Genomic DNA, 21,220 nt, shown 5'->3' on the forward strand with positions numbered 1-21,220 from the left:
GCAGATGGCCCAGTTCAGCACGGCGTTGTGCGCGGGCGCAGGGGCCTGGCTGCTGACGGGGGCCAACCACCGGGCGGGCGCGGCCCGGCTGCGCGCCGCGCTGCGCGAGCCGGCCCCGCCCCCGCCGCGCCGCTGGCGCCGCCGCCCGCGGTGGCCGGAGTCGGACACCTGGGGTGTGCTGGGCTGCTGCGTCGCGGCAGGTGCGCTGTTGGCCCTCGGCGGCCGGTCGCCGCTGCCGCTCCTCGCCGCCGTGCTGGCGACCCCGCTGGCGCTGCGCTGGTGGCGACGCCGACGCGCCCTGCAGGAGGCCGAACGGCGGCGGGACGCGGTGGTGGACTTCTGCGCCGTGCTCGCCGGGGAGGTGCGGGCCGGCCGGCCCGCCGGCCAGGCCCTGATCGCCTCCGGGCCGGCCGAGTTGGGCACGGCGGCGGGCGCGCTGTTCGCCGCGGCGCGGTATGGCGGCGATGTGCCGGCGGCCCTGCGGTCGGCCGCGCGTCAGCCGGGCGCCGAGGGCCTTGGCGGTGTCGCGGCCTGCTGGGAGGTCGCCGTGGAGGGCGGCGCCTCGCTTGCCGCCGGGCTTGAGCGGGTGGCCGCGGCCCTCCGCGCCGAGCGCGATCAGGAGGAGGAGCTGCGCGCCCAGTTGGCCGGCCCACGGGCCTCGGCTCTGGTGCTGGCCGCGCTGCCGCTGTTCGGCCTGCTGTTGGGGGCGTCCATGGGAGTGGCGCCGCTTCAGGTGCTGTTGGGCACGCCGCTCGGATTCGCCTGCCTCGGCGCGGGCGCGCTGCTGGAGTGGGCCGGCGTGGCGTGGGTCGGCGCCATCGTCCGGTCGGCGGAACGGGCCGCGCGATGACCGCCGAGTTGGCGCGTGGCTGGCTCACCCTCGGGTTGCTGGCGCTGGCCATGCCGGTGGCGATCAGCGAGGTGAGGTGGCGCCTGCGGCTGCGCGACCGGCTGGCGGCCCTGTGTGGTCGGCCGGTGGCCGCGCGCCGCTGGCGGCCCGGCTGGGCCGGCGCCGGCGGGCGCGAACCGCCCGATGGCGCGCTTCCTCTCGCCACCGAGCTGCTTGCCGCCTGCCTGGCCGCCGGCGCCGAGCCGGCCGTCGCGGCGCGGGCGGTGGGGGCCTCGATCGAAGGTCCGGTCGGGGCCGCGCTCAGCCGTGCGGCCGCGGAGCTGCGGCTCGGCGGCGAACCGGCCGTGGTCTGGGCCAGATTGGGTGAGCTTCCCGGCGCCGGCAGGCTCGCGAGGCGGCTGGAGTTGGCGGATGTCAGCGGCGCTCCCGTGGTCGGGGCGGTGGCGGCCGAGGCCGCCGATGCCCGAGCCGGGCTCCGCCGGCTGGCCCAGTCGCGGGCCCGGCGCGCCGGGGTCCTGGTCACCGCCCCGCTGGGGCTCTGCTTTCTGCCGGCCTTCCTGCTCATCGGGCTGGCCCCGGTGGTGCTCGGCCTGGCCCGGGAGCTGATCTGACCGATGCGCACCCACCCCCGTGCGGCAAGCCCGCGCGCCGCGCCCCGCCGTCACCCGTCACCCCTCACCCGTCACAACACCCGACCCCCCACCGACGCGTCACCAGCGAACAGGAACAGCCATGAAGAACGCCTCGTCGCACACCCTCAGGAGCCTTGCGCAACCCCGGCTTCGGGACCTGGGGATGAGCACCGCCGAGTACGCCATCGGCACCATCGCCGCCGCGATGTTCGCCGCCGGGCTGTACAAGATCGCCAACTCGGAGGTGGTGAGTGATGCCCTGCGCCACCTGGTCGAGCGGGCGCTCGTCGCGCCGCAGTGATCGCGGCTATGTCACGGTCGAGACGGCGCTGGCCATCCCGGTGCTGGTGCTGCTCCTCGCGGCCCTGCTGGGCGCGTTGGGCGTGGTCGCCGCGCAGTACCGGTGCCAGGACGGCGCCCGGGCGGCGGCAAGGGCCGCCGCCAGGGGCGAGCCGGCCGAGGTGGTGCTGGAGGTCGCCCGACGCGCGGCGCCCAGCGGGGCGCGGGTGCAAACGGCCCAGGAGGGAGATCTCCACCGGGTGTCGGTCACCGCGCCGGCCCTCGGCGCCGAGCTGCTGGGGTTCGACGTGGTGGGGGAGGCGGTGGCCCGTGCGGAGCCGCGCTGAGCCCGCCGATCGCGGTAGCTCCACGGTCTGGGCGGCGGTGATCTCCGTGCTGATGTGCCTGCTCTTCGGCGCCGTGCTGACTCTCCAACAGGCGCTGACGGCACGACACCGAGCCGCGACGGCAGCCGATCTGGCGGCGCTGGCCGCCGCCGACCACTCCACCGGCGGTCCGGTCCTGGCCTGCGGCGCCGCCGGGCGGGTCGCCCGGGCGCAGGGCGCCAGGCTGGTGCGTTGTCATCTGGTGGCCGAGGTCGCGGATCTCACGGTCGAGGCCGAGGCCGGGCTCCGCACGGCCCGGGTCCGGGCGCGAGCCGCCCCCGCCGGCGTCCCCGATCCGGCGGCCCCGGGCCGGGCCACCGGGGCGTCGACACCGCTAGGGCAGGTCCGGCTCGCCCCGCAGCAGCCGGGTCAACACCCGCAGCGCGCCGGCCTTGTGGAGCGGTTCGTTCCCGTTCCCGCACTTCGGCGACTGGATGCAGGAGGGACACCCGGTCTCGCACTCGCAGGCGGCGATCGCGTCCCTGGTGGCGGCCAACCACCGCCCGGCGGTGTGGAACGCCCGCTCGGCGAAGCCGGCGCCGCCCGGATGCCCGTCGTGCACGAACACCGTGGGCAGCGCGGTGTCGGGGTGCAGCGCGGTGGACACACCGCCGATGTCCCAGCGGTCGCAGGTGGCGAACAGCGGCAGCATGCCGATCGCCGCGTGCTCCGCCGCGTGCAGGGCACCGGGCAGGATCTCCGGGGTGATCCCGGCCTCCGTGAGCTGGTCCTCCGGCATGGTCCACCACACCGCGCGGGTGCGCAGCGTCCTGGGCGGCAGGTCCAGCCGTGTCTCGCCCAACACCTCGCCGGTGAGCAGCCGACGCCGCAGAAAGGACACCACCTGGCTGGTCACCTCGACGGATCCGAAACACAGCCGGGCCTCGCCCCAGGGGCGGGTGACATCCGTCTCCAGCACGGTCAGCTCGGTGACCTCGCGCGCCGAGGTGGACCAGGGCGGGCTGGACTCCTCGACCAGGGCCACGGAGTCGGTCAGGTCCAGCTCCTGGACGACATAGCTGCGCCCCTGGTGCAGATGGACCGCCCCCCGGTGCACGGCCGTGTGCGCGGCGGCCGAGTCCACCGTGCCCAACAGCCGGCCGGTGCCGGACTCCACCACCCGCACGGGGTCGCCGCCCTGCCCCCTGATGTCCACCAGATCGGCCGGCCGCTCCCGCCGCGTCCAGTACCAGGAGTCGCCCCGCCGGCGCAGCAGGGACCGCTCGGCGAGCTTGGGCAGCAGTTCGGCGGCCATGGGGTCGAACATCGCCGCGTCAGCGGCGAAGTCCGCCTCGGTCAGTGGGGTCTCGGCGGCGGCGGCGCACAGGTGGGGAGCCAGCACATACGGGTTGCCCGGGTCCAGCACGGTGCTCTCCACCGGCTGCCGGAACAGCGCCTCGGGATGGTGCACCAGATAGGTGTCCAACGGGTCGTCACGGGCGATCAGCACGGCCAACGCGCCCTGTCCCCGCCGGCCGGCGCGCCCGGCCTGCTGCCAGAGCGAGGCCCTGGTGCCCGGATAGCCGGCCAGCAGCACGGCGTCGAGCCCCGCGATGTCCACGCCCAGCTCCAGGGCGGTGGTCGCGGCCAGGCCGAGCAACTCCCCCTGGTGCAGGGCCCGCTCCAGCTCCCGCCGCTCCTCCGGCAGATAGCCGCCCCGGTAGGCCGCGACCCGCCCGGCCAGCGCGCGGTCCCTGGCCGCCAGCCGCTCCTGCGCGATCAGCGCGATCAGTTCGGCGCCACGGCGGGAGCGCACGAAGGCGACGGTCCGCACCGCCTCGCCGGCGAGGTCGGTCAGCAGCTCGGCCGCCTCGGCCGTCGCGGTCCGCCGCACCGGGGCGCCCCGCTCGCCACGGCTCTCCGTCAGCGGCGGCTCCCACAGCGCGAACACCAGCTCGCCACGCGGGGAGGTGTCCTCGGTCACCTCGGCGACGGGCAGCCCGGTGAGCCGGGTGGCGGCCGTGCCCGGTTCGGCCGTGGTCGCCGAGGCGAGCAGGAAGACGGGTTCGGCGCCGTAGAGCGCGCAGACCCGGCGCAGCCGGCGCAACACCTGAGCCACATGCGAGCCGAACACCCCGCGATAGACATGGCACTCGTCGATCACCACATAGCGCAGCGCGCGCACGAAGGAGGACCAGCGCCGGTGGGCCGGCAGCAACCCACGATGCAGCATGTCCGGATTGGTCAGCAGCAGGTTCGCGTGCTCCCTGGCCCAGGCGCGCGCCTCGGGCGGGGTGTCCCCGTCGTACACGGCCGGTCGCACCGCCGCGCCCAGTGGGCGCGACAGGCCGCGTATCGCGCGCCACTGGTCGGCGGCCAGGGCCTTGGTCGGTGCCAGGTAGAGCGCGGTCGCGCCCCGCCGGTTGGGCGCCCGCTGCCCGTCGAGCAGCGCGCTGAGCACCGGCACCTGGTAGGTCAGCGACTTGCCCGAGGCGGTTCCGGTGGACACCACCACCGACTCGCCGCGCACCGCGTGCCCGATGGCCTCGGCCTGATGGGCCCAAGGGCGCTCGATGCCGATGGCGCGCAGGGCGGCCAACACCTCGTGGCGGATGTCATCCGGCCAGTCCGCATGGGACTCGACTCGGCCGGGCAGCTGCTCCGTATGAGTGATGCGGAGCGCCCGGTTCCCGGGCCCGCTCAGCCGTGCCAACACCGCGAGCGGGGACCGACTGCGGCCGTCCGCCTCGGCGGCGTTCGGGGATGGCTGGTAGTGGGGCATGAGGAACGAGTCTGTCACTGGTCCGACGGACAATGGCTGTAAGACGTCGTGCTGGGCATGAGGTAAGTGGTTGAATGCCCTGGCGGCTGCCGATCCATGGGGGGCGACCGCTCGTTAGCAAGGTGCTGGAGGACGATCCGTGGACCTGTCCCTTTCGACCCGAACCGTTGGCGACCGTACGGTTGTCGAGGTCGGTGGCGAGATCGACGTATACACCGCGCCCAAACTGCGCGAACAGCTGGTGGAGCTGGTCAACGACGGCAACCACCACCTCGTGGTGGACATGGAGCGCGTTGACTTCTTGGACTCCACGGGGCTCGGCGTGCTGGTTGGTGGCCTGAAGCGAGTACGGGCCCAGGAGGGCTCGCTGCGCCTGGTGTGCAATCAGGAACGCATTCTCAAGATCTTCCGGATCACGGGCCTCACCAAGGTCTTCCCGATCCATGAGTCGGTGGATGAGGCGATCGCCGCCACTGACTGAGACGTGTCGCGAGGTCGCCGACCAGAAGTCCGAGAAAGATCTGCCAGCGAGCCGCCCCGGCCGCGACGGGCTGTTCAGCCGTCGTACGAAGGCCGGGGCGGTCTGTCCGCATCCACCGAGGGGGATGGCATGGCCACCGTGGAACTACGCTTCAGCGCGTCCCCGGAGCATGTGCGCACCGCGCGGCTCGTCGCCGCCGCGGTCGCCAGGCGGGCCGGGGTCGACGAGTCCGTGTTGGACGAGTTGCGCCTCGCCGTGGGCGAGGCGTGCAGTCGCGCGGTGGGCCTGCACGCCATTCATGGCCTGACCAGTCCGGTGAGGGTGGTTCTCACCGAGGGGGAGAAGACGTTCTCCATCGAGGTGGGCGACGACGCGCCCAGCGCGATTCCGGCTCCCCGGGAGTCGTCGGCCAGCGAGGCCGCCGAGGATTCCGACGAGCTGGGGCTGGCCGTGATCAGCGGCCTGGTGGACGATGTCGAGGTCCTTTCCGCCGCCAACGGCGGTCTGATCCGGATGAGCTGGCCGACCGTCACGACGTCTTTCCCCTGACCCCCTGACTCCCCGACCGCTGGTACCGCTCCTCCCCGGCGTGCCTCGCCCGAGGCGACACGCCGGGGTCAGTGTTCGGTTGGTTTCCACCACAGCATGTTCTCGGCGGCACCGGTCACCGGCTCGATGATCTCCCAGCCCTCGACGATCAGCCCGTTGTCGAACCGCCAGATGTCGACCCCCGCGATGCCGGGGCCCGCGTCGGGAAGCCGGCGGCGGGAGTGCATCACCACATGATCCCCGTCGCCCAGCAGCTGGTGGATCTCGACCAGCAGCTCGGTCATCGGCACCGCGCGGACGGCGGCGAGCCATTCCGCCTTGGTCGACGAGGTCAACCCGGGCCTGTGGTGGATGAAATCCTTGTGCAGCAGCGCTTCGAGCGCGCCGGCATCGCCCGCCCTGACCAGATCCACCAGCGTCCGTTCCACGATGCTCTTGTTCGACGGGCGGCTGCTCGGCGGAGGCGCGTTCTCCCCGCTCAGGTTCTCCCCGCTCAGGTTCTCCGTGCTCAAGTTCCCCGTGCTCGGGTTCTGTGTGCTCATGGACGGAGTGTTTCCGCCGGGTGCGGGGGATGTCGATGAACTCCGGTTTCATGGCGTCCGGCGCCACCGTGAGTAGCCTGGACGATCGTGAACACCGTGGGGGAGCTGTTGCGGCAGTGGCGGCACCGTCGGCGACTGAGTCAGCTCGATCTCGCGATCGCCGCCGATGTGTCGGCCCGTCATGTGAGCCTGGTGGAGACCGGCAGGTCCAACCCCAGCGCCGAGATGGTCCTCCGGCTCGCGGATCAGCTCGATGTCCCGTTGCGAGACCGCAATCGGCTGTTGCTCGCCGCCGGTTTCGCGCCCCGGTACGCCGAGCGGTCGCTCGACGGCGAGGCGCTGTCGGCGGCCAGGGAGGCACTCGGCCGGGTGATCAGCGCGCATGAGCCGTACCCGGCGGTGGTCTTCGACCGCCGGTGGGACATCGTGATGACCAATCGCGCCGTGCGGCCGTTCTTCGCCCGGGTCGCTCCCGAACTGCTGCGACCGCCCGTCAACTTCGCGCGTCTCGGGCTCGATCCACGCGGGTTCGCCCCGCATATCGTCAATCTGGCCGAGGTGCGCGCCGTGTTCCGCACCCGGATCGCGCGTCAGCTCGCCGTCGCTCCCGACGCCCGCCTCACCGCGCTGTACGAGGAGCTGCTGGGGGACGAACCGGGCGAGGCGGCCGCGCGGCGTGGCGCGTCCGATGTCGTGATCCCGATGATCTTCCGTTTCGACGGGCGGGAACTGCGACTGTTCTCGACGATCACCACGTTCGGCACGCCGCTGGACATCACGCTGGACGAGGTCGCCGTCGAGTCGTACTACCCGGCGGACGACGAGACCGCCGCCTACTTCGCCGAGCCGGCGGGCGGATCCCCGGCGCGCTGATCAGGAGATTCGCCTCCGATCTCGCCGGCGGCCCGCCTTTTGGATCTTCCTTTTCGATCTTCCCCGCCGGGCCCGTAATTCTCGCCCGTTTATCGATCTTTATCGATCTTCCCCGAACCGGCCGATCTTTTCGTCTCCTCCTCTGTGCCGGTTCGGTTTCTCTCTCTACACTCCCGCCACGTCTGTCTGTTTTCCGGATCACGCCTGAGCGTCAAGGAGGACGAATGGCACATCCCCATGTCATGCAGGCAGCTGACGCCGTCGAACTCACCAGTGGAAACCGCGTCCTCGTCCTGCTGATTGCGGTGGTCGCCCTGGCCGCGCTGGGCCTGGCGGTCGTGCTGGTGCGGCAGGTGCTCGCCGCGCAGGAGGGCACGGACAACATGCGGCGGATCGCCGCCGCGGTTCAGGAGGGTGCCAACGCCTATCTCGCCCGACAACTCCGCACACTCGCGGGGTTCGCGGTCGTCGTGGTGTTTCTGCTGTTGCTTCTCCCGGCCGACGACTGGAACGAACGCATCGGCCGATCACTGTTCTTCGTGGTCGGCGCGGCATTCTCCGCCGGCACCGGTTATCTCGGAATGTGGTTGGCGGTGCGGAGCAATGTCCGTGTGGCGGCTGCTGCACGTGAGGCCGGCGAAAAGGATCTTATTTCGGTGCGGCACCAGGCGATGCGCATCGCGTTTCGCACCGGTGGCGTCGTCGGAATGTGCACGGTCGGCCTTGGACTGCTGGGTGCCGCCTGTGTGGTGCTGGTGTACACGGCCGACGCGCCCAAGGTGTTGGAGGGTTTCGGCCTGGGCGCCGCGCTGATCGCGATGTTCATGAGGGTCGGCGGCGGCATCTTCACCAAGGCCGCCGATGTGGGCGCCGACCTGGTCGGCAAGGTGGAGAAGGGCATCCCCGAGGACGATCCGCGCAACGCCGCCACCATCGCCGACAACGTCGGTGACAATGTGGGCGACTGCGCCGGCATGGCCGCCGACCTCTTCGAGTCCTACGCGGTCACCCTGGTCGCCGCCCTGATCCTGGGCACCGTGGCCTTCGGCGACGCCGGCCTGGCCTACCCGCTGCTCGTCCCGGCGATCGGCGTGCTCACCGCGATGGCCGGGATCTTCCTGGTCGCCCCGCGCCGCTCCGACCGCACCAGCATGACCGCCATCAACCGGGGCTTCTTCCTGTCGGCGGGCATCTCCCTGGTGCTGGTGGCGATAGCGACCTATCTCTACCTCCCCGCCAGCTTCGCCGATCTGGACGGCATCACCGACGCCGAGATCGCGGCACACGACGCCGATCCGAGGCTGTTCGCGCTGACGGCGGTCGCCATCGGGATCGTGCTGGCCGCGCTGATCCAGCAGCTCACCGGCTACTTCACCGAACCCGGCCGGCGTCCGGTGCGGGATATCGGCAAGACGTCCAGGACCGGCCCGGCGACGGTGGTGCTGGCCGGGTTCTCGCTGGGCCTCGAATCCGCCGTCTACACCGCGCTGTTGGTCGGCCTCAGCGTTTACGCCGCGTTCACACTGGCCGGTGGCACCATTATGTTGGCGCTCTTCGCGGTCGCGCTCGCCGGCACCGGGCTGCTCACCACGGTGGGCGTGATCGTGGCGATGGACACGTTCGGCCCGGTCGCCGACAACGCCCAGGGCATCGCCGAGATGTCGGGCGATGTGGAGGGCGAGGGCGCCCAGGTGCTCACCGATCTGGACGCGGTGGGCAACACCACCAAGGCGGTCACCAAGGGCATCGCGATCGCCACCGCGGTGCTGGCGGCGGCGGCGCTCTTCGGCTCCTACCGGGACGCGGTCGCCGAGGCGATCAGGGACGCCGGGCTGACGTTGGAGCAGAGGTCGGCGGAGACGGCCCTGAGCCTGGACATCAGCCAGCCCAACAACCTGGTCGGGCTGATCATGGGCGCGGCCGTGGTCTTCCTCTTCTCCGGGCTGGCCGTCAACGCGGTCTCCCGGTCGGCGGGTTCGGTGGTCTACGAGGTGCGGCGGCAGTTCCGGGAGCACCCGGGGATCATGGACCACACCGAGCAACCCGAGTACGGAAAGGTCGTGGACATCTGCACCAGGGACTCGCTCCGCGAGTTGGCGACCCCGGGGTTGCTTGCCGTGATGGCGCCCATCGCGGTCGGCTTCAGCATGGGCGTCGGCCCGCTGGGCGCCTATCTGGCCGGCGCGATCGGCACCGGCATCCTGATGGCGGTGTTCCTGGCCAACTCCGGTGGCGCCTGGGACAACGCCAAGAAGCTGGTCGAGGACGGTCATCACGGCGGCAAGGGCAGCGAGGCGCATGAGGCGACGGTGATCGGCGACACCATCGGCGACCCGTTCAAGGACACCGCCGGGCCGGCGATCAACCCGCTGCTCAAGGTGATGAACCTGGTGGCGCTGCTGATCGCGCCCGCCGTGATCACGCTCAGCTATGGCGATGACGCGAGTTCCTGGGCGCGCGGGCTGATCGCCGGCGTGGCGGTGGCGGTGATCGTCGTCGCGGTCCAGGTCTCCAGGCGGCGTGGCATCGCGGTGGACGACTCCGAGAGCGAGGCCGGCGAAGCCCCCGGTGCCGGTGCCGATGACGGCGGAGGGGCGGACGGTGGCGCGCCCGGGAGGGTGGAGAATCGGCCAACCACGGGCTGATCCGGCCGCTCGGCGCCCGCCCCCGAGAGGCGGGCGCCGAGCGCGCCGGCTCTGGCAGTCTGGACGACGTGACCCGTGACCAACTCCTCGCCCAGCTCGCCGGATTGCGCCGGGCGCGCGTCGCCGGCCGGCGCGCGCCGCACAAGCCGCTGCTGGTGCTCTGGCTGCTCGGCCGCTTCGCCGCCGACGGCAACACCGAGGTCAGCTATGCCGAGGCCGAGGAGCCGGTGTCCGCGCTGATCAACGACTTCGGGCCGGTCGTGCGTTCCCCGAGCCAGGCCAGGCAGCGCGCCGCGATGCCGTTCGTCCATCTGGAACGGACCCTCTGGGAGCTGCGCGACGACCGCGGCCGGCCGTTGGACTCCGACACGCCCGAGCGCGGATCGGTGCTGCGGGCCCGTGGCGCCAGGGGACGGCTGCGCCCCGAGGTGGAGCTGGCGCTGGCCGAGCCGGGCGCGCTGGCGGCCGCGGTGCGGCTGCTGCTGGAGTCGCACTTCACCCCGTCCATTGAGGAACTGATCGGCGCGGCCGTGGGGTTGGACCTCACCGAGCTGGAGGTGGAGGCGGCCAGGCTGGTCGCGGCCGGGGGCGGGCGGCGCGCCCGGCATTCCGGGTTCGCCGAGGTGGTGCTGCGGGCGTACGCCTACGCCTGCGCCATGTGCGGGTTCGACGGGGCGCTCGGCAGGCGTCCGGTCGGGCTTGAGGCCGCCCATATCCGTTGGCACAGCCAGCAGGGGCCCGATCTGTTGACCAACGGGCTGGCGCTGTGCGCCCTGCACCACACCCTGTTCGACCTGGGCGCGCTGGGGTTGACGGCCGAGGGGCGGGTCCGGGTCTCCGGGCTCTATGTCGCGCGTTCGGCCGCCGGCCGGGCCACCTACGAGCTGGACGGGCGCCCGTTGGCCGAGCCGGTGCCGGGGCAGCCGGGGCCCGGGCGGGCGTTTGTCGCCTGGCACAGCGCGCAGGTCTTCAAGAGCGCCGAGAAGGACCTGGAGGTCACCAGCGGCGAACCCGTCGGCTGACCGGTCCGCCGCCCGACCGTTCCGTCGCCCGTTCAGCCGCCCCGACCGTTCAGCTTCCCGGCGGGGGCTGGTCGACGAGCAGCGCCAGCAGGCCGACCAGCGTGGCGCCGCTGACGATCTCGCGGCGTCTGATCATCTCGCGGACCTCGGACAGCGGCACCCACTCAAGCCGCTCCGCCTCGTTCACCTCGGTGGGCGGGCCGGTCCAGACGGACCGTTCGGCCAGGAAGACATGGTGCTCGGCGTCGGTGATGCCGTTGGCCGGCTCGGCATAGACCAGTGGGCGCAGGCTCTTGGGCCGCCAGCCGGTCTCCTCCTCGGCCTCCCGCGCGGCGGCCTCCTCGGGCGTCTCGCCGTCCTCGATCAGGCCCATCGGCAGTTCCCAGGCCCAGGTGTCCGTGACAAAGCGGTGCCGCCACAGCATCAGCACCCGCCGCTCCTCGTCGAGCAGCACGGTCACCGCGAGATGCCGCAGTTTGATCACATGGTGCTCGTAACGGTGACCGTCGGGCTGCTCCACATCCACCAGCCAGAGGTCGAGCCAGGGATCGTCATAGATCTGCCGCTCACCGTGAATCCGCCACCGCACTGTGCCGCCCCTCCCGCTTCCCGGTCCACCCGCTTCCCGATCTTCTTGCACCAGGGACCCATGTGGCTATAGGACTTATCCGCGTACGGTGCTGCCGGGAGAACGGAGAAACGGACCGTGGTAGAGCGGCCGGAGCGTTCTTTTGACGCCGTGCTCTGCGATCTGGACGGGGTGCTGCGGCACTGGGACCCAGGCGTGATGACCGGCCTGGACGCGGAGTTCGGGCTGCCCAGCGGGGCTCTGTCGGCGGCGGCCTTCCATGCCGACCGGCTCGTTCCCGCGGTCACCGGGGTCACCACGGACGAGGCGTGGCGGGAGGCGGTCGCCGTCCAGCTCACGCCGGCGTGCGGGTCGTCCGAGCGGGCGCGCGCACTGGTCGCGGCGTGGACCGACACCCCCGGATCGGTGGACGGTGAAGCGCTCGCCCTGTTGACGCGGGCCCGCCGGCAGGTGCCGGTGGTCCTTGTGACCAACGCCACCACCCGACTCGACGACGACCTGGCCGCCCTGGGGCTCACCGGCGCGGTGGACGCCGTGGTCAACTCGGCGCGCGAGGGAGTGGCCAAGCCCGATCCCGGGATCTTCCTGGTGGCCGCCGCGCGGGCGGGCGTCGCCGTGGACCGTTGCCTCTTCGTCGACGACACGCTCGGCCATGTGACGGCGGCTCAGCGGTTGGGGATGACCGCCGTGCACCACCGGGGCATCGGCGATCTGCGCGCCGCGCTGCGCCCGGTGACCTCGCGTTGAGCCGCCCGGATCGCCTTGTCAACGGCCCGAGTTGCGGTGCCGACGAGCGTCACGGGGACGCCCGATCCACTCCGCCGGGTGACTGATGCAAATGGCTGCACATCGGGACATGGCTGCCGGCCGTCACTCGGAAGAGGGATGTTCGACGTGTAAGTTCCCGCCCGAGCGGCACGAAGGGACGAGAAACGTGAAGAAGAAGCTCCCGGTGGCACTGTCGGGTTGTGCGGCGTTGGTGTTCACGCTGGCCGCGTGCGGCGGCGACGACAACAACAAGGTCGACGAGTGGGCGCAGAGCGTCTGTGATCAGGTACAGCCCCAGGTGGAGAAGATCCAGCAGGCGAATGTGGCGATCGCGGAGGCCAGCGACGGCAGTCGGACCCCCGAGGAGGTTCAGGAGGCCGATTCCGAGGCGTTCGGGAACATCTCGGACGCCTATGGCTCCCTCGCCGACGCCGTGGACGGCGCCGGCGACCCGCCGGTGGACGACGGCGAGCGGCTGCGCGAGGAGGCCGTCTCCGAACTGCGCGGCATCTCGGACGCCTACGGTGGGCTGCGGGAGACGATGGACGGTCTGGACACCTCGGACCAGGGGCAGTTCGCCGAGGGCCTGCAGGATATCGCCGGCCAGCTTGAGGAGTTGGGCCAGAGCGGTGACGAGGCGCTGAACGAGCTGCAGTCCGGCGAGCTGGGCGAGGCGATGGCCCGTCAGGACGGCTGCCAGAGCCCCTCGTCGCCGGGCGAGGGCGACGACGACGGCGCGCCCACCGAGGGGAACGCCGAGGAGAACACCGAGGGGAACGCCGACGGGGACGCCTCAGCCGAGGAGGACGCCGCGCCCGAGGAGGAAGCGGCGGAGGAGCCCGCCGAGGACGGCGAGGGGGAGTCGGAGGGGGACGCCGATGAGGCCGTGGGGACCGAGACCGGCGCGGAGCCCGAGTCGGACCGTTGACGGACGTTGATCACAATGGTCCGGTGAGCATCCAAGGTCTTCCCGTTTCCGGCCCCGGCACCGCTCGGCTGCGCGAGGCGCTGCGCAAGGCGTCCTTCACCTCCGACGGCGTGCTCGACCTGCTGGGCGCCCCCGCGTACGCGGCGCTCGCGCGGGGCGAATCCGTTCCCGCGCTCCGCGTCACGCTCGGGGACGCCGGCCCGTTGGCCACGCTGATCCAGCTGTTCCTGCTGGGGCGGTCGGTGCCGGCGGCACAGGCGGGCGCCGCCCTGCCCGTGGCGTCGGCGGTCGCGGAGGGCTGGCTGGTGCCGGGCGAGGACGCGGTGGCCGAGACCCTTCGGGCCAGCGTGGACATCCGGCCATACGCGGGCGACGCCGGCGAGGACTGGTGGATCGTCTCCGATCCGGGGCGCGCGGTCGGCGGCGGCGCCGGTGCCCATGGGCAGTCGCGCGACGTGGTGCTCGGCGCCGGCGGCGCGTCCACCACGTTGGCGCAGCTCACCGTGCGGGAGCCGATCGGGCGGGCGCTCGATCTCGGCACCGGGTCCGGCGTCCAGGCGCTGCATCTCGGTCGGCACGCGGAGCAGGTCACCGCGACCGATGTGAACCCGCGCGCGCTGCGGATCGCGGAGCTCACGCTGGCGCTCTCCGACGCGCCGGCGGCCGATCTGCGGCGTGGTTCGCTCTTCGAGCCGGTGGCGACTGACGAACCCTATGATCTGATCGTCTCCAACCCGCCCTTTGTGATTTCCCCCTCCACCCCGGGCTCCGGCCTGACCTACCGGGACGGCGGCCTGCCGGGAGACGCGCTCTGCCGCACCCTGGTGCGCACGGCGGCCAACCGGCTGGCTCCCGGAGGGTACCTCCAACTGCTCGCCAACTGGGAGCAGTTGGCGGACGAGGACTGGCGCGAGCGGTTGGCCTCCTGGGTGCCGCCCGAGTGCGACGCCTGGATCGTGCGCCGCGAGGAACAGGACGTCAACGAGTACGCCGAGCTGTGGCTGCGGGACGCCGGCGCCCACCGGGGGGATTCGTCCGACTATCAGCTCGCCTATCATGCCTGGCTCGACGAGTTCGCCGAACGGTCCGTGCGCTCGGTCGGCCTCGGCTGGATCGCGCTGCGCAAATCGGGCGCCGAGCGTCCGTCCGTGCTGGTCGAGGAGTGGACCCACCCGGTGGAGCAGCCGCTCGGGGAGACCGTCCGCGCCCATTTCGAGCGGGCGGACTTCCTGCGCGACCATGACGACGAGGCGTTGCTGGCCGCCCGTTATGTCCTCGCGGACGGGGTGGTCCAGGAGCAACTGGGCCAGCCGGGTGCCGAGCATCCCGAGCATGTGGTGCTGCGTCAGCGGCACGGCATGTTGCGGGCCACCGCGATGGACACCGTCAGCGCGGGTTTCGCCGGCAGTTGTGACGGAAGCCTCGCCGCCGGCGCGCTCCTGGACGCGATCGCGCAGCTGATCGAAGAGGATCCGGCCAGCCTCCGCGCGACCGCCCCACAATGGCTGCGCCCCCTCGTTGAGCAGGGCTTTCTCCTTCCTTCCGGCTGATCGCCCGAGGGTCGGGAATCGGCCCGATGGCGGTGTACGGACAACAGGCCGGGTGTCACCGGGCGGCGGGAGGGGCTGGTCTCGGGTTACCGTTCGAGATGCGTTGCGGGGTTTTCCCATTTGACACGCAGCAGGGATGTACCGTCACACTCCGCACCGACGACACGTTCCCCCGGGCTGGAGAGAAGAGCGAGAAGTTGTCCCCGACCAGCGACACCGCCGACAGCGGACGCCGACTCGTCATTGTCGAGTCGCCCGCCAAGGCCAAGACGATCAAGGGCTACCTCGGCCCCGGATATGTGGTCGAGGCCAGCGTGGGGCACATCCGTGACCTCCCCAGCGGCGCCGCCGAGGTTCCGGCCGAGTACAAGGGCCAGCCCTGGGCGCGGCTCGGGGTCAATGTGGAGGAGAACTTCCAGCCGCTCTATGTGGTCAACAGCGACAAACGCGACCAGGTGCGCAAGCTGAAGCAGCTGCTCGCCGAGGCCGACGAGCTGTATCTGGCGACGGACGAGGACCGCGAGGGCGAGGCGATCGCCTGGCATCTGCGCGAGGTGCTCAAGCCCAGGGTCCCGGTGCGGCGGATGGTCTTTCACGAGATCACCAAGGACGCCATCAGAGCCGCCGTCAACAATCCGCGCGAGCTGAACCAACTGCTCGTCGACGCCCAGGAGACGCGCCGCATCCTCGACCGGCTCTACGGCTACGAGGTCTCCCCGGTCCTGTGGAAGAAGGTCATGCCCCGGCTGTCGGCCGGCCGGGTGCAGTCCGTCGCCACCCGACTGGTGGTCGAACGGGAGCGCGAGCGGATCGCGTTCCGGTCCGCCGAGTACTGGGACCTCACCGGCACCTTCGCGCCCAGCGGCGACGCCGGCACCTTCGACGCCAGGCTCACCTCCGTCGACGGCCGGCGCATCGCCCAGGGGCGTGACTTCGGCGCCGACGGCGAGCTGCGCAACCCCGGGCAGGTGCGGCAGCTCAGCGAGGAGAGCGCACGGGCGCTCGCCGCCGCGCTGGCCGACACCTCGTTCGCGGTGCGTTCCGTCGAGTCCAAGCCGTACCGCCGTTCGCCCTACGCCCCGTTCCGCACCACGACGCTTCAGCAGGAGGCGTCGCGCAAGCTGGGGATGGGCGCCAAGGCGGCAATGCAGGTCGCACAGCGCCTGTACGAGAACGGCTTCATCACCTATATGCGGACCGACTCGACGACGCTGTCGGACACGGCGGTGGCGGCGGCCAGAGCGCAGGTCACCCAGCTCTACGGCGCCGACTACCTGCCGGACCGGCCGCGCGTCTACGCCAGCAAGGTCAAGAACGCGCAGGAGGCGCACGAGGCGATCCGTCCATCCGGCGACCGCTTCCGCACCCCGGCCGAGACGCGTCTGACGGGCGATCAGTACCGGCTCTACGAGCTGATCTGGAAGCGGACCGTCGCCTCCCAGATGAAGGACGCCGTCGGCCAGTCGGTGGCCGTCCGGGTCGCGGGGACCAGCGCCGACGGTCAGGACTGCGAGTTCAGCGCGACCGGCAAGGTCATCACCTTCCACGGCTTCCTCAAGGCCTATGTGGAGGGCGCCGACGACCCCAACGCCGAGCTGGACGACCGGGAGCGCCGGCTGCCGGCGGTCGCCGAGGGCGACGCGCTGGCGGCCCGCGCCATCACCCCCGACGGGCACGCCACCAAGCCGCCGGCCCGCTACACTGAGGCCACGCTGGTGAAGGAGCTGGAGGAACGGGAGATCGGCCGCCCGTCCACCTACGCCAGCATCATCGGCACCATCCTCGACCGGCGCTATGTCTTCAAGAAGGGCACCGCGCTGGTCCCGTCCTTCCTCTCGTTCGCCGTGGTCAACCTGCTGGAGCAGCACTTCGGCCGGCTGGTGGACTACGACTTCACCGCGAAGATGGAGGACGACCTCGACCGGATCGCCACCGGCGACGCCGAGGCGGTGCCGTGGTTGCGCCGCTTCTACTTCGGGGTCGGCGAGGGCCAGGGCACCGCTGCCGAGGCGGGCAACGGCGACGGCGACCATCTGGGCGGACTGAAGGAGCTGGTCACGGACCTGGGCGCGATCGACGCCAGGGAGATCTCCTCCTTCCCCGTGGGCGACGGCATCGTGCTGCGGGTCGGCCGCTACGGGCCCTATGTGGAGGCGCCGCCCGAGCCGGGGCAGGAGGGCGAGCCGGGCAAACGCGCGGACGTTCCGGACGATCTGCCGCCCGACGAGCTCTCCGTCGATCTGGCCAAGGAACTGCTGGCCAAGCCGAGCGGCGACTTCGAGCTGGGCGTCGACCCGGAGAGCGGCCGGCAGATCGTGGCCCGGGACGGGCGTTATGGCCCCTATGTGACGGAGGTGCTGCCCGAGGGCACCCCCAAGACGGGCAAGAACGCCGTCAAGCCGCGCACCGCCTCGCTGCTCAAGTCGATGTCGCTGGACAGCGTCACCCTGGCGGACGCCCTGCGGCTGCTCTCCCTGCCACGCGTGGTGGGCGTCGACCCCGAGTCGGAACAGGAGATCACCGCCCAGAACGGACGCTACGGGCCGTATCTGAAGAAGGGCACGGACTCGCGTTCGCTCGAGACCGAGGAGCAGGTGTTCACGGTCACCCTGGAGCAGGCGCTCGCCATCTACGCCCAGCCCAAGCAGCGCGGACGGGCCGCGGCCAAGCCTCCCTTGAAGGAGCTGGGCGAGGACCCGACGAACGGGCGTCCGGTGGTGGTCAAGGACGGTCGGTTCGGCCCGTATGTCACCGACGGCGAGACCAACGCGACGCTGCGCCGGGACGACGATCCGGAGACCATCACGCCGGAGCGCGGCTTCGAACTGCTGGCGGAGCGGCGGGCGAAGGGGCCGACCAAGAAGGCAGCGAAGAAGGCGCCGGCCAAGAAGACGACCGCCAAGAAGACCACGGCGAAGAAGGCGACGGCCAAGAAGTCCACCGCGAAGAAGGCCCCGGCCAAGAAGGCACCGGCGAAGAAGACGGCGGCGAAGAAGGCCGCCGGGGACTGAGCCGGCCCCGTCGGCGGGCGGCGCCGAACGCGTGCGCCGCCGGTCGACGGGTGTTGTTGGGCGTTGTTCTTTCGAGCGACCGTCGTTGGGCGTTGTTCTCTTGGGCGACGGTCGTTGGTCGGGGCGAAGCCGCTGGTCGGGCGGGGTGGGCGGCGCCGTGGACGGGAAGCCGTACCGGGGCGTCGGCCGCTCGGCGCGGGGGAAGTTCCCGGCCGGCCGGGCGGCTGTCAGTGGGGCGGAGTAACCTCGGTGCTTCCCACGACCGTTGGCCGGGCAGGTGTTCGGGCGGACGGTTGCCCTCAGATCCCGAAGGTTACGCTGGCCGAATGACGCGAGCAGAGCAACCCCAGGTTGTTGACCCCACCCCGGGCGCCACCGACGAGGCGCTCGCCGCGGACTCCCGTGACCGCGCCCGTGCCGCCCTGTTGCGGGTCCCGTCCCTGCGACGCCTGTGGGAGGCGCAGTTCACCAGCGGCATAGGCGATGCCCTCGCCCTGCTGGTGCTGGTCCTTCTCACCGTGCAGGCCGCCCTCCATGTGCCGGCCGGCGGGGAGTCCCTCTTCGGCGGCGAGTACCGCGGCCTCGCGCTGGCCGTCACCGCTGCCTTCGCCGTGCGGCTGCTGGGCACCGGCCTCGCCGGTGTGCTGCTGCTCGGCCCGATCGCCGGGCTGCTCGGCCCCACCGGGCCGCTGGATCGCCGCTGGACCATGATCGGCGCCGACGCGCTGCGGGCCGCGCTGCTGATCGTCGCCCCGCTGTGGATCGACTGGGTGCCGGACGACGCCTATATCTACGTCCTGTTGACGATCCTGGTCACCAGCGTCGCCGAACGCGTCTGGACCACCTGCCGGGACAGCGTCGCCCCCGCGCTGCTGCCCCCGCCGCCGCCCGAGGGCGCGGCCATCCGCCCGCTGCCCGACCACCACGACGCGCTGCGTCGGCTCTGGCTGCGCGGCGGGTATCTGGCGATTCCGGTCGCCGCCGTCACGCTGGTCGCCGCCGGCCTGGTGAGCAATCTGCTGGCCACCGGGGTCGAGTGGTTCGACGGCCACCAGGCCGCGCTCGCCTCCTATGTCGCGGCCGGCTACTTCGCCGCCTCGATCTCCGTCCTGTACTTCCTGCGGCTGCCGGCCACCGAGTCCAGGCGGCCCGTCTCCCCGCTGGAGGGGCTGCGGCGCCCGGCCGCCGGCACCAAGCCGGACAAGGGCCGCACGGGCGCCATCCCGGTGCTCGTCCTCGGCTGCGCCACGGTCGCCGCGGCCATCGCCGCCGCCGGCGCGCTCGGCGTGCTGCGGGTCGTCGAGATGGGGGGCGGCCCGGTCTCCTTCGGGCTGCTCGTCCTCGGCCTCACCGGCGGCGTGGTCGCCGGCGTGCGGGTCGCGCCGCACACGCTGCCCGCGCTCTCCAGGCGGCGGCTGTTCGCGCTGGCGATCGCCCTGACCGGGCTCGGCCTCTTCGGCGTCGGTCTGATCTCCGACCCGGCCACCGTGCTCTTCACCACCGCGCTCACCGGCACACTCGCCGGCATCGCCGCCAGCACCGGGCACACCCTGCTCGACCAGGAGACCGAGGAGTTCAGGCGCCCCCGGCTCACCCGACACCTGCACGCCGTGGTCCGCGTGGCCATCGCCCTGGCACTGGTGGTCGCCCCGCTGGTCGCCGGGCTGATCGGTCCGCACCGCGTGGAGCGCGGGGACTTCGTCCTCGACCACGGCGGCGCCGCCTACACCCTGGTCATCCTCGGCGTGCTGCTGCTGCCGGTGGCCGCGATCGTGCTCGGCCGCACCGACGACCGCCGGGGCGTCCCGCTCCGCCGGGATCTCACCGAGGCGGTCCGCGCCGTCGAGCCGACCACCGCGCTGGCCGAGAACGGCTTCTTCATCGCCGTCGAGGGCGGGGACGGCGCGGGCAAGTCCACGCAGGTCGAGGCGCTGGCCGAGTGGATAAGAGGCAAGGGCCACGAGGTCGTCGTCACCCGGGAGCCGGGAGCCACGCCGATCGGCCAGCGGCTCCGCGGCATCCTGCTGGACGTCGCCTCCGGCGGCCTCTCGCACCAGGCCGAGGCCCTGCTCTACGCCGCCGACCGCGCCGAGCATGTGGCCTCCGTGGTCAGGCCGGCGCTGGAGCGCGGCGCGGTCGTCATCACCGACCGCTATGTCGACTCCTCCGTCGCCTACCAGGGCGCCGGCCGCGATCTGTCGGCCGTCGAGATCTCCCGCATCTCCCGCTGGGCCACCGGCGGTCTGGTCCCGCATCTGACGGTGCTGCTCGATGTGTCCCCCGAGACCGCCCGGGAGCGGTTCACCGAGGCCCCCGACCGCCTGGAGTCCGAGCCCAGCGAGTTCCACCAGCGGGTGCGCGCCGGCTTCCTGGCCCTGGCCGCCGGCGACTCCGCCCGCTACCTGGTGATCGACGCCGGCCAGGACCCGGAGTCCGTCACCACGGCGGCCAGGCACCGGCTCGACCAGATGCTGCCGCTCTCCGAGGCCGAGCTGCGCGCCCAGGAGGAGGCCAGGCGCAAGGCCGAGGAGGAGGCGCGCCGGCTCGCCGAGGAGGAGCGCAAGCGCAAGGAGGAAGAGGAGCGCCTGGAGCGCGAGCGCCGCGAGGAGGAGGCCCGCCTGGAGCGTGAGCGCCAGGAGGAGTTGGCCAGGCTCCGCGCCGAGGAGGAGGAGCGCAAGCGGCGCGAGGAGGAGGAGCGCCGGCGCATCGAGGAGGCCCGCAAGGCCGAGGAGGAGCGGCTCCGCGCCGAGGAGGCCCGCCGGCTCGCCGAGGAGGAGCGCCGCCGCCGGGAGGCGGAGGAGCGGCTGCGCCGCGAGGAGCAGGAGCGGCTGCGCCGCGAGGCCGAGGAGGAGGCCAGGCTCCGGGCCCAGGCCGAGGAGCGGCGCCGCGAGAAGCAGCGCAAGGCCGAGGAGGCGCTGCTGCGCGCCGAGGAGGCCAGGCTCGCCGCGGCGGACAACGCCACCACGGTGCAGATCCCGCACGCCTACCCCGGCCCCGACCAGGGCGAGGGCAAGAAGGACGGCGGCCCCGCCGGCGGCCCGGCGGACAACGAGGAGACGGCCGTTCTCCCGCGCCCCGAGGACGCGCCGGGCGCGGACCCGACGCGTCAGCTGCCCAGGATCGAGGACGAGCCGCCCGCCGCCGCCCGTCGCCCCAGGCCGGAGTGGGCCGAGGAGACCCCGCTCGACGATGTGCCCACTCTCGCCGACGAGTTGCTCGGCCCGCGCCCCGTCCTCGATGACGACGACGAGGAGCCGGGCGACGACTCCCGGCGTCGCGGCCGCTGACCGCGCCCCCGTCGTCGCTCCGGTGGCGGCGGGGGGATGTCAGTGGTCTGCCGCACAATGGTCCCCGTGCCCGTGGGAGGTCCCACGGGCGGTGCGGAGGGAGCGC

The 21,220-nt window shown here is 72.4% G+C and carries 17 protein-coding genes and 1 pseudogene; 15 read left to right on the top strand and 3 right to left on the bottom strand.

Annotated elements, in window-relative coordinates; genetic code table 11:
* Nucleotides 1-4: 4 nt before the first annotated feature.
* From AOM46_RS13375 to AOM46_RS35335, 5 genes and pseudogenes are all read left to right on the top strand, one after another.
* A complete protein-coding gene (locus AOM46_RS13375; RefSeq protein ID WP_062210864.1) occupies nt 5-850 on the top strand; it encodes a type II secretion system F family protein in 846 nt (281 codons plus the stop codon).
* Nucleotides 847-1,461, top strand: a complete 615-nt coding sequence (locus tag AOM46_RS13380; protein WP_062210251.1) for a type II secretion system F family protein — start codon at nt 847-849, stop codon at nt 1,459-1,461. The genes AOM46_RS13375 and AOM46_RS13380 overlap by 4 nt, the downstream gene beginning before the upstream one ends.
* 121 nt (nt 1,462-1,582) lie before the next feature.
* Entirely contained in the window at nt 1,583-1,783 is a 201-nt protein-coding gene (locus AOM46_RS31970; protein ID WP_078856769.1) for a DUF4244 domain-containing protein, read from the top strand.
* Nucleotides 1,737-2,108, top strand: a complete 372-nt coding sequence (locus tag AOM46_RS35330) for a TadE family type IV pilus minor pilin (RefSeq protein WP_062210253.1) — start codon at nt 1,737-1,739, stop codon at nt 2,106-2,108. Before AOM46_RS31970 ends, AOM46_RS35330 begins: the two co-directional genes overlap by 47 nt.
* A pseudogene (locus AOM46_RS35335) lies at nt 2,092-2,364 on the top strand (Rv3654c family TadE-like protein); the annotation flags it as partial. The gene AOM46_RS35330 and the pseudogene AOM46_RS35335, both read left to right, overlap by 17 nt.
* A gap of 117 nt (nt 2,365-2,481) precedes the next feature.
* Here AOM46_RS35335 and AOM46_RS13390 read toward each other — a convergent pair.
* Nucleotides 2,482-4,869 carry a DEAD/DEAH box helicase gene (locus AOM46_RS13390; protein WP_078856770.1) on the bottom strand — a complete coding sequence of 796 codons (2,388 nt, stop codon included), beginning with the start codon at nt 4,867-4,869 and terminating at the stop codon, nt 2,482-2,484.
* 139 nt (nt 4,870-5,008) lie between these two features.
* On the opposite strand from AOM46_RS13390, the gene AOM46_RS13395 reads away from it, so the two are divergent.
* Together AOM46_RS13395 and AOM46_RS13400 are read left to right on the top strand one after the other, a co-directional pair.
* On the top strand, nt 5,009-5,350 hold the full coding sequence (locus AOM46_RS13395) for an STAS domain-containing protein (protein WP_052847650.1): 342 nt from the start codon (nt 5,009-5,011) through the stop codon (nt 5,348-5,350).
* A gap of 129 nt (nt 5,351-5,479) precedes the next feature.
* Nucleotides 5,480-5,899 carry an ATP-binding protein gene (locus AOM46_RS13400; RefSeq protein WP_062210255.1) on the top strand — a complete coding sequence of 140 codons (420 nt, stop codon included), beginning with the start codon at nt 5,480-5,482 and terminating at the stop codon, nt 5,897-5,899.
* A gap of 68 nt (nt 5,900-5,967) precedes the next feature.
* Here the strand turns inward: AOM46_RS13400 and AOM46_RS13405 are convergent, their stop codons facing one another.
* The gene (locus tag AOM46_RS13405; protein ID WP_078856771.1) at nt 5,968-6,441 is read right to left on the bottom strand and encodes a nuclear transport factor 2 family protein; all 474 of its coding nucleotides are present in this window, start codon (nt 6,439-6,441) and stop codon (nt 5,968-5,970) included.
* An 87-nt stretch (nt 6,442-6,528) separates the two neighbouring features.
* Between AOM46_RS13405 and AOM46_RS13410 the strand changes: the two genes are divergently transcribed.
* From AOM46_RS13410 to AOM46_RS13420, 3 genes are all read left to right on the top strand, one after another.
* Nucleotides 6,529-7,314 (top strand): helix-turn-helix domain-containing protein, encoded by a 786-nt coding sequence (locus AOM46_RS13410; RefSeq protein ID WP_062210258.1) that lies wholly within the window; start codon nt 6,529-6,531, stop codon nt 7,312-7,314.
* Between the two features lie 224 nt (nt 7,315-7,538).
* The gene (locus AOM46_RS13415) at nt 7,539-9,959 is read left to right on the top strand and encodes a sodium-translocating pyrophosphatase (RefSeq protein WP_062210262.1); all 2,421 of its coding nucleotides are present in this window, start codon (nt 7,539-7,541) and stop codon (nt 9,957-9,959) included.
* Between the two features lie 68 nt (nt 9,960-10,027).
* Nucleotides 10,028-10,981 (top strand): phosphorothioated DNA-binding restriction endonuclease, encoded by a 954-nt coding sequence (locus AOM46_RS13420; RefSeq protein ID WP_067226161.1) that lies wholly within the window; start codon nt 10,028-10,030, stop codon nt 10,979-10,981.
* A gap of 49 nt (nt 10,982-11,030) precedes the next feature.
* Here AOM46_RS13420 and AOM46_RS13425 read toward each other — a convergent pair whose 3' ends face one another.
* Nucleotides 11,031-11,570, bottom strand: a complete 540-nt coding sequence (locus AOM46_RS13425) for an NUDIX hydrolase (RefSeq protein ID WP_062210268.1) — start codon at nt 11,568-11,570, stop codon at nt 11,031-11,033.
* 117 nt (nt 11,571-11,687) lie between these two features.
* Here AOM46_RS13425 and AOM46_RS13430 point away from each other — a divergent pair, with 117 nt between their 5' ends.
* The 5 genes from AOM46_RS13430 (at nt 11,688) to tmk (ending at nt 21,114) form a co-directional block, all read left to right on the top strand.
* Entirely contained in the window at nt 11,688-12,317 is a 630-nt protein-coding gene (locus tag AOM46_RS13430; RefSeq protein WP_062210271.1) for an HAD-IA family hydrolase, read from the top strand.
* 187 nt (nt 12,318-12,504) lie between these two features.
* Complete coding sequence (locus AOM46_RS13435; protein WP_067226164.1) at nt 12,505-13,266, top strand: hypothetical protein; 762 nt, start codon at nt 12,505-12,507, stop codon at nt 13,264-13,266.
* 23 nt (nt 13,267-13,289) lie between these two features.
* A complete protein-coding gene (locus tag AOM46_RS13440; protein ID WP_062210274.1) occupies nt 13,290-14,816 on the top strand; it encodes a methyltransferase in 1,527 nt (508 codons plus the stop codon).
* 197 nt (nt 14,817-15,013) lie between these two features.
* Complete coding sequence (gene topA, locus AOM46_RS13445; RefSeq protein WP_062210277.1) at nt 15,014-17,827, top strand: type I DNA topoisomerase; 2,814 nt, start codon at nt 15,014-15,016, stop codon at nt 17,825-17,827.
* Between the two features lie 326 nt (nt 17,828-18,153).
* Nucleotides 18,154-21,114 carry a dTMP kinase gene (gene tmk, locus AOM46_RS13450; RefSeq protein WP_062210279.1) on the top strand — a complete coding sequence of 987 codons (2,961 nt, stop codon included), beginning with the start codon at nt 18,154-18,156 and terminating at the stop codon, nt 21,112-21,114.
* Nucleotides 21,115-21,220 lie beyond the last annotated feature (106 nt).

This window comes from Streptomyces sp. NBRC 109706, assembly GCF_000974485.1.
Lineage (GTDB): Bacteria > Actinomycetota > Actinomycetes > Streptomycetales > Streptomycetaceae > Streptomyces.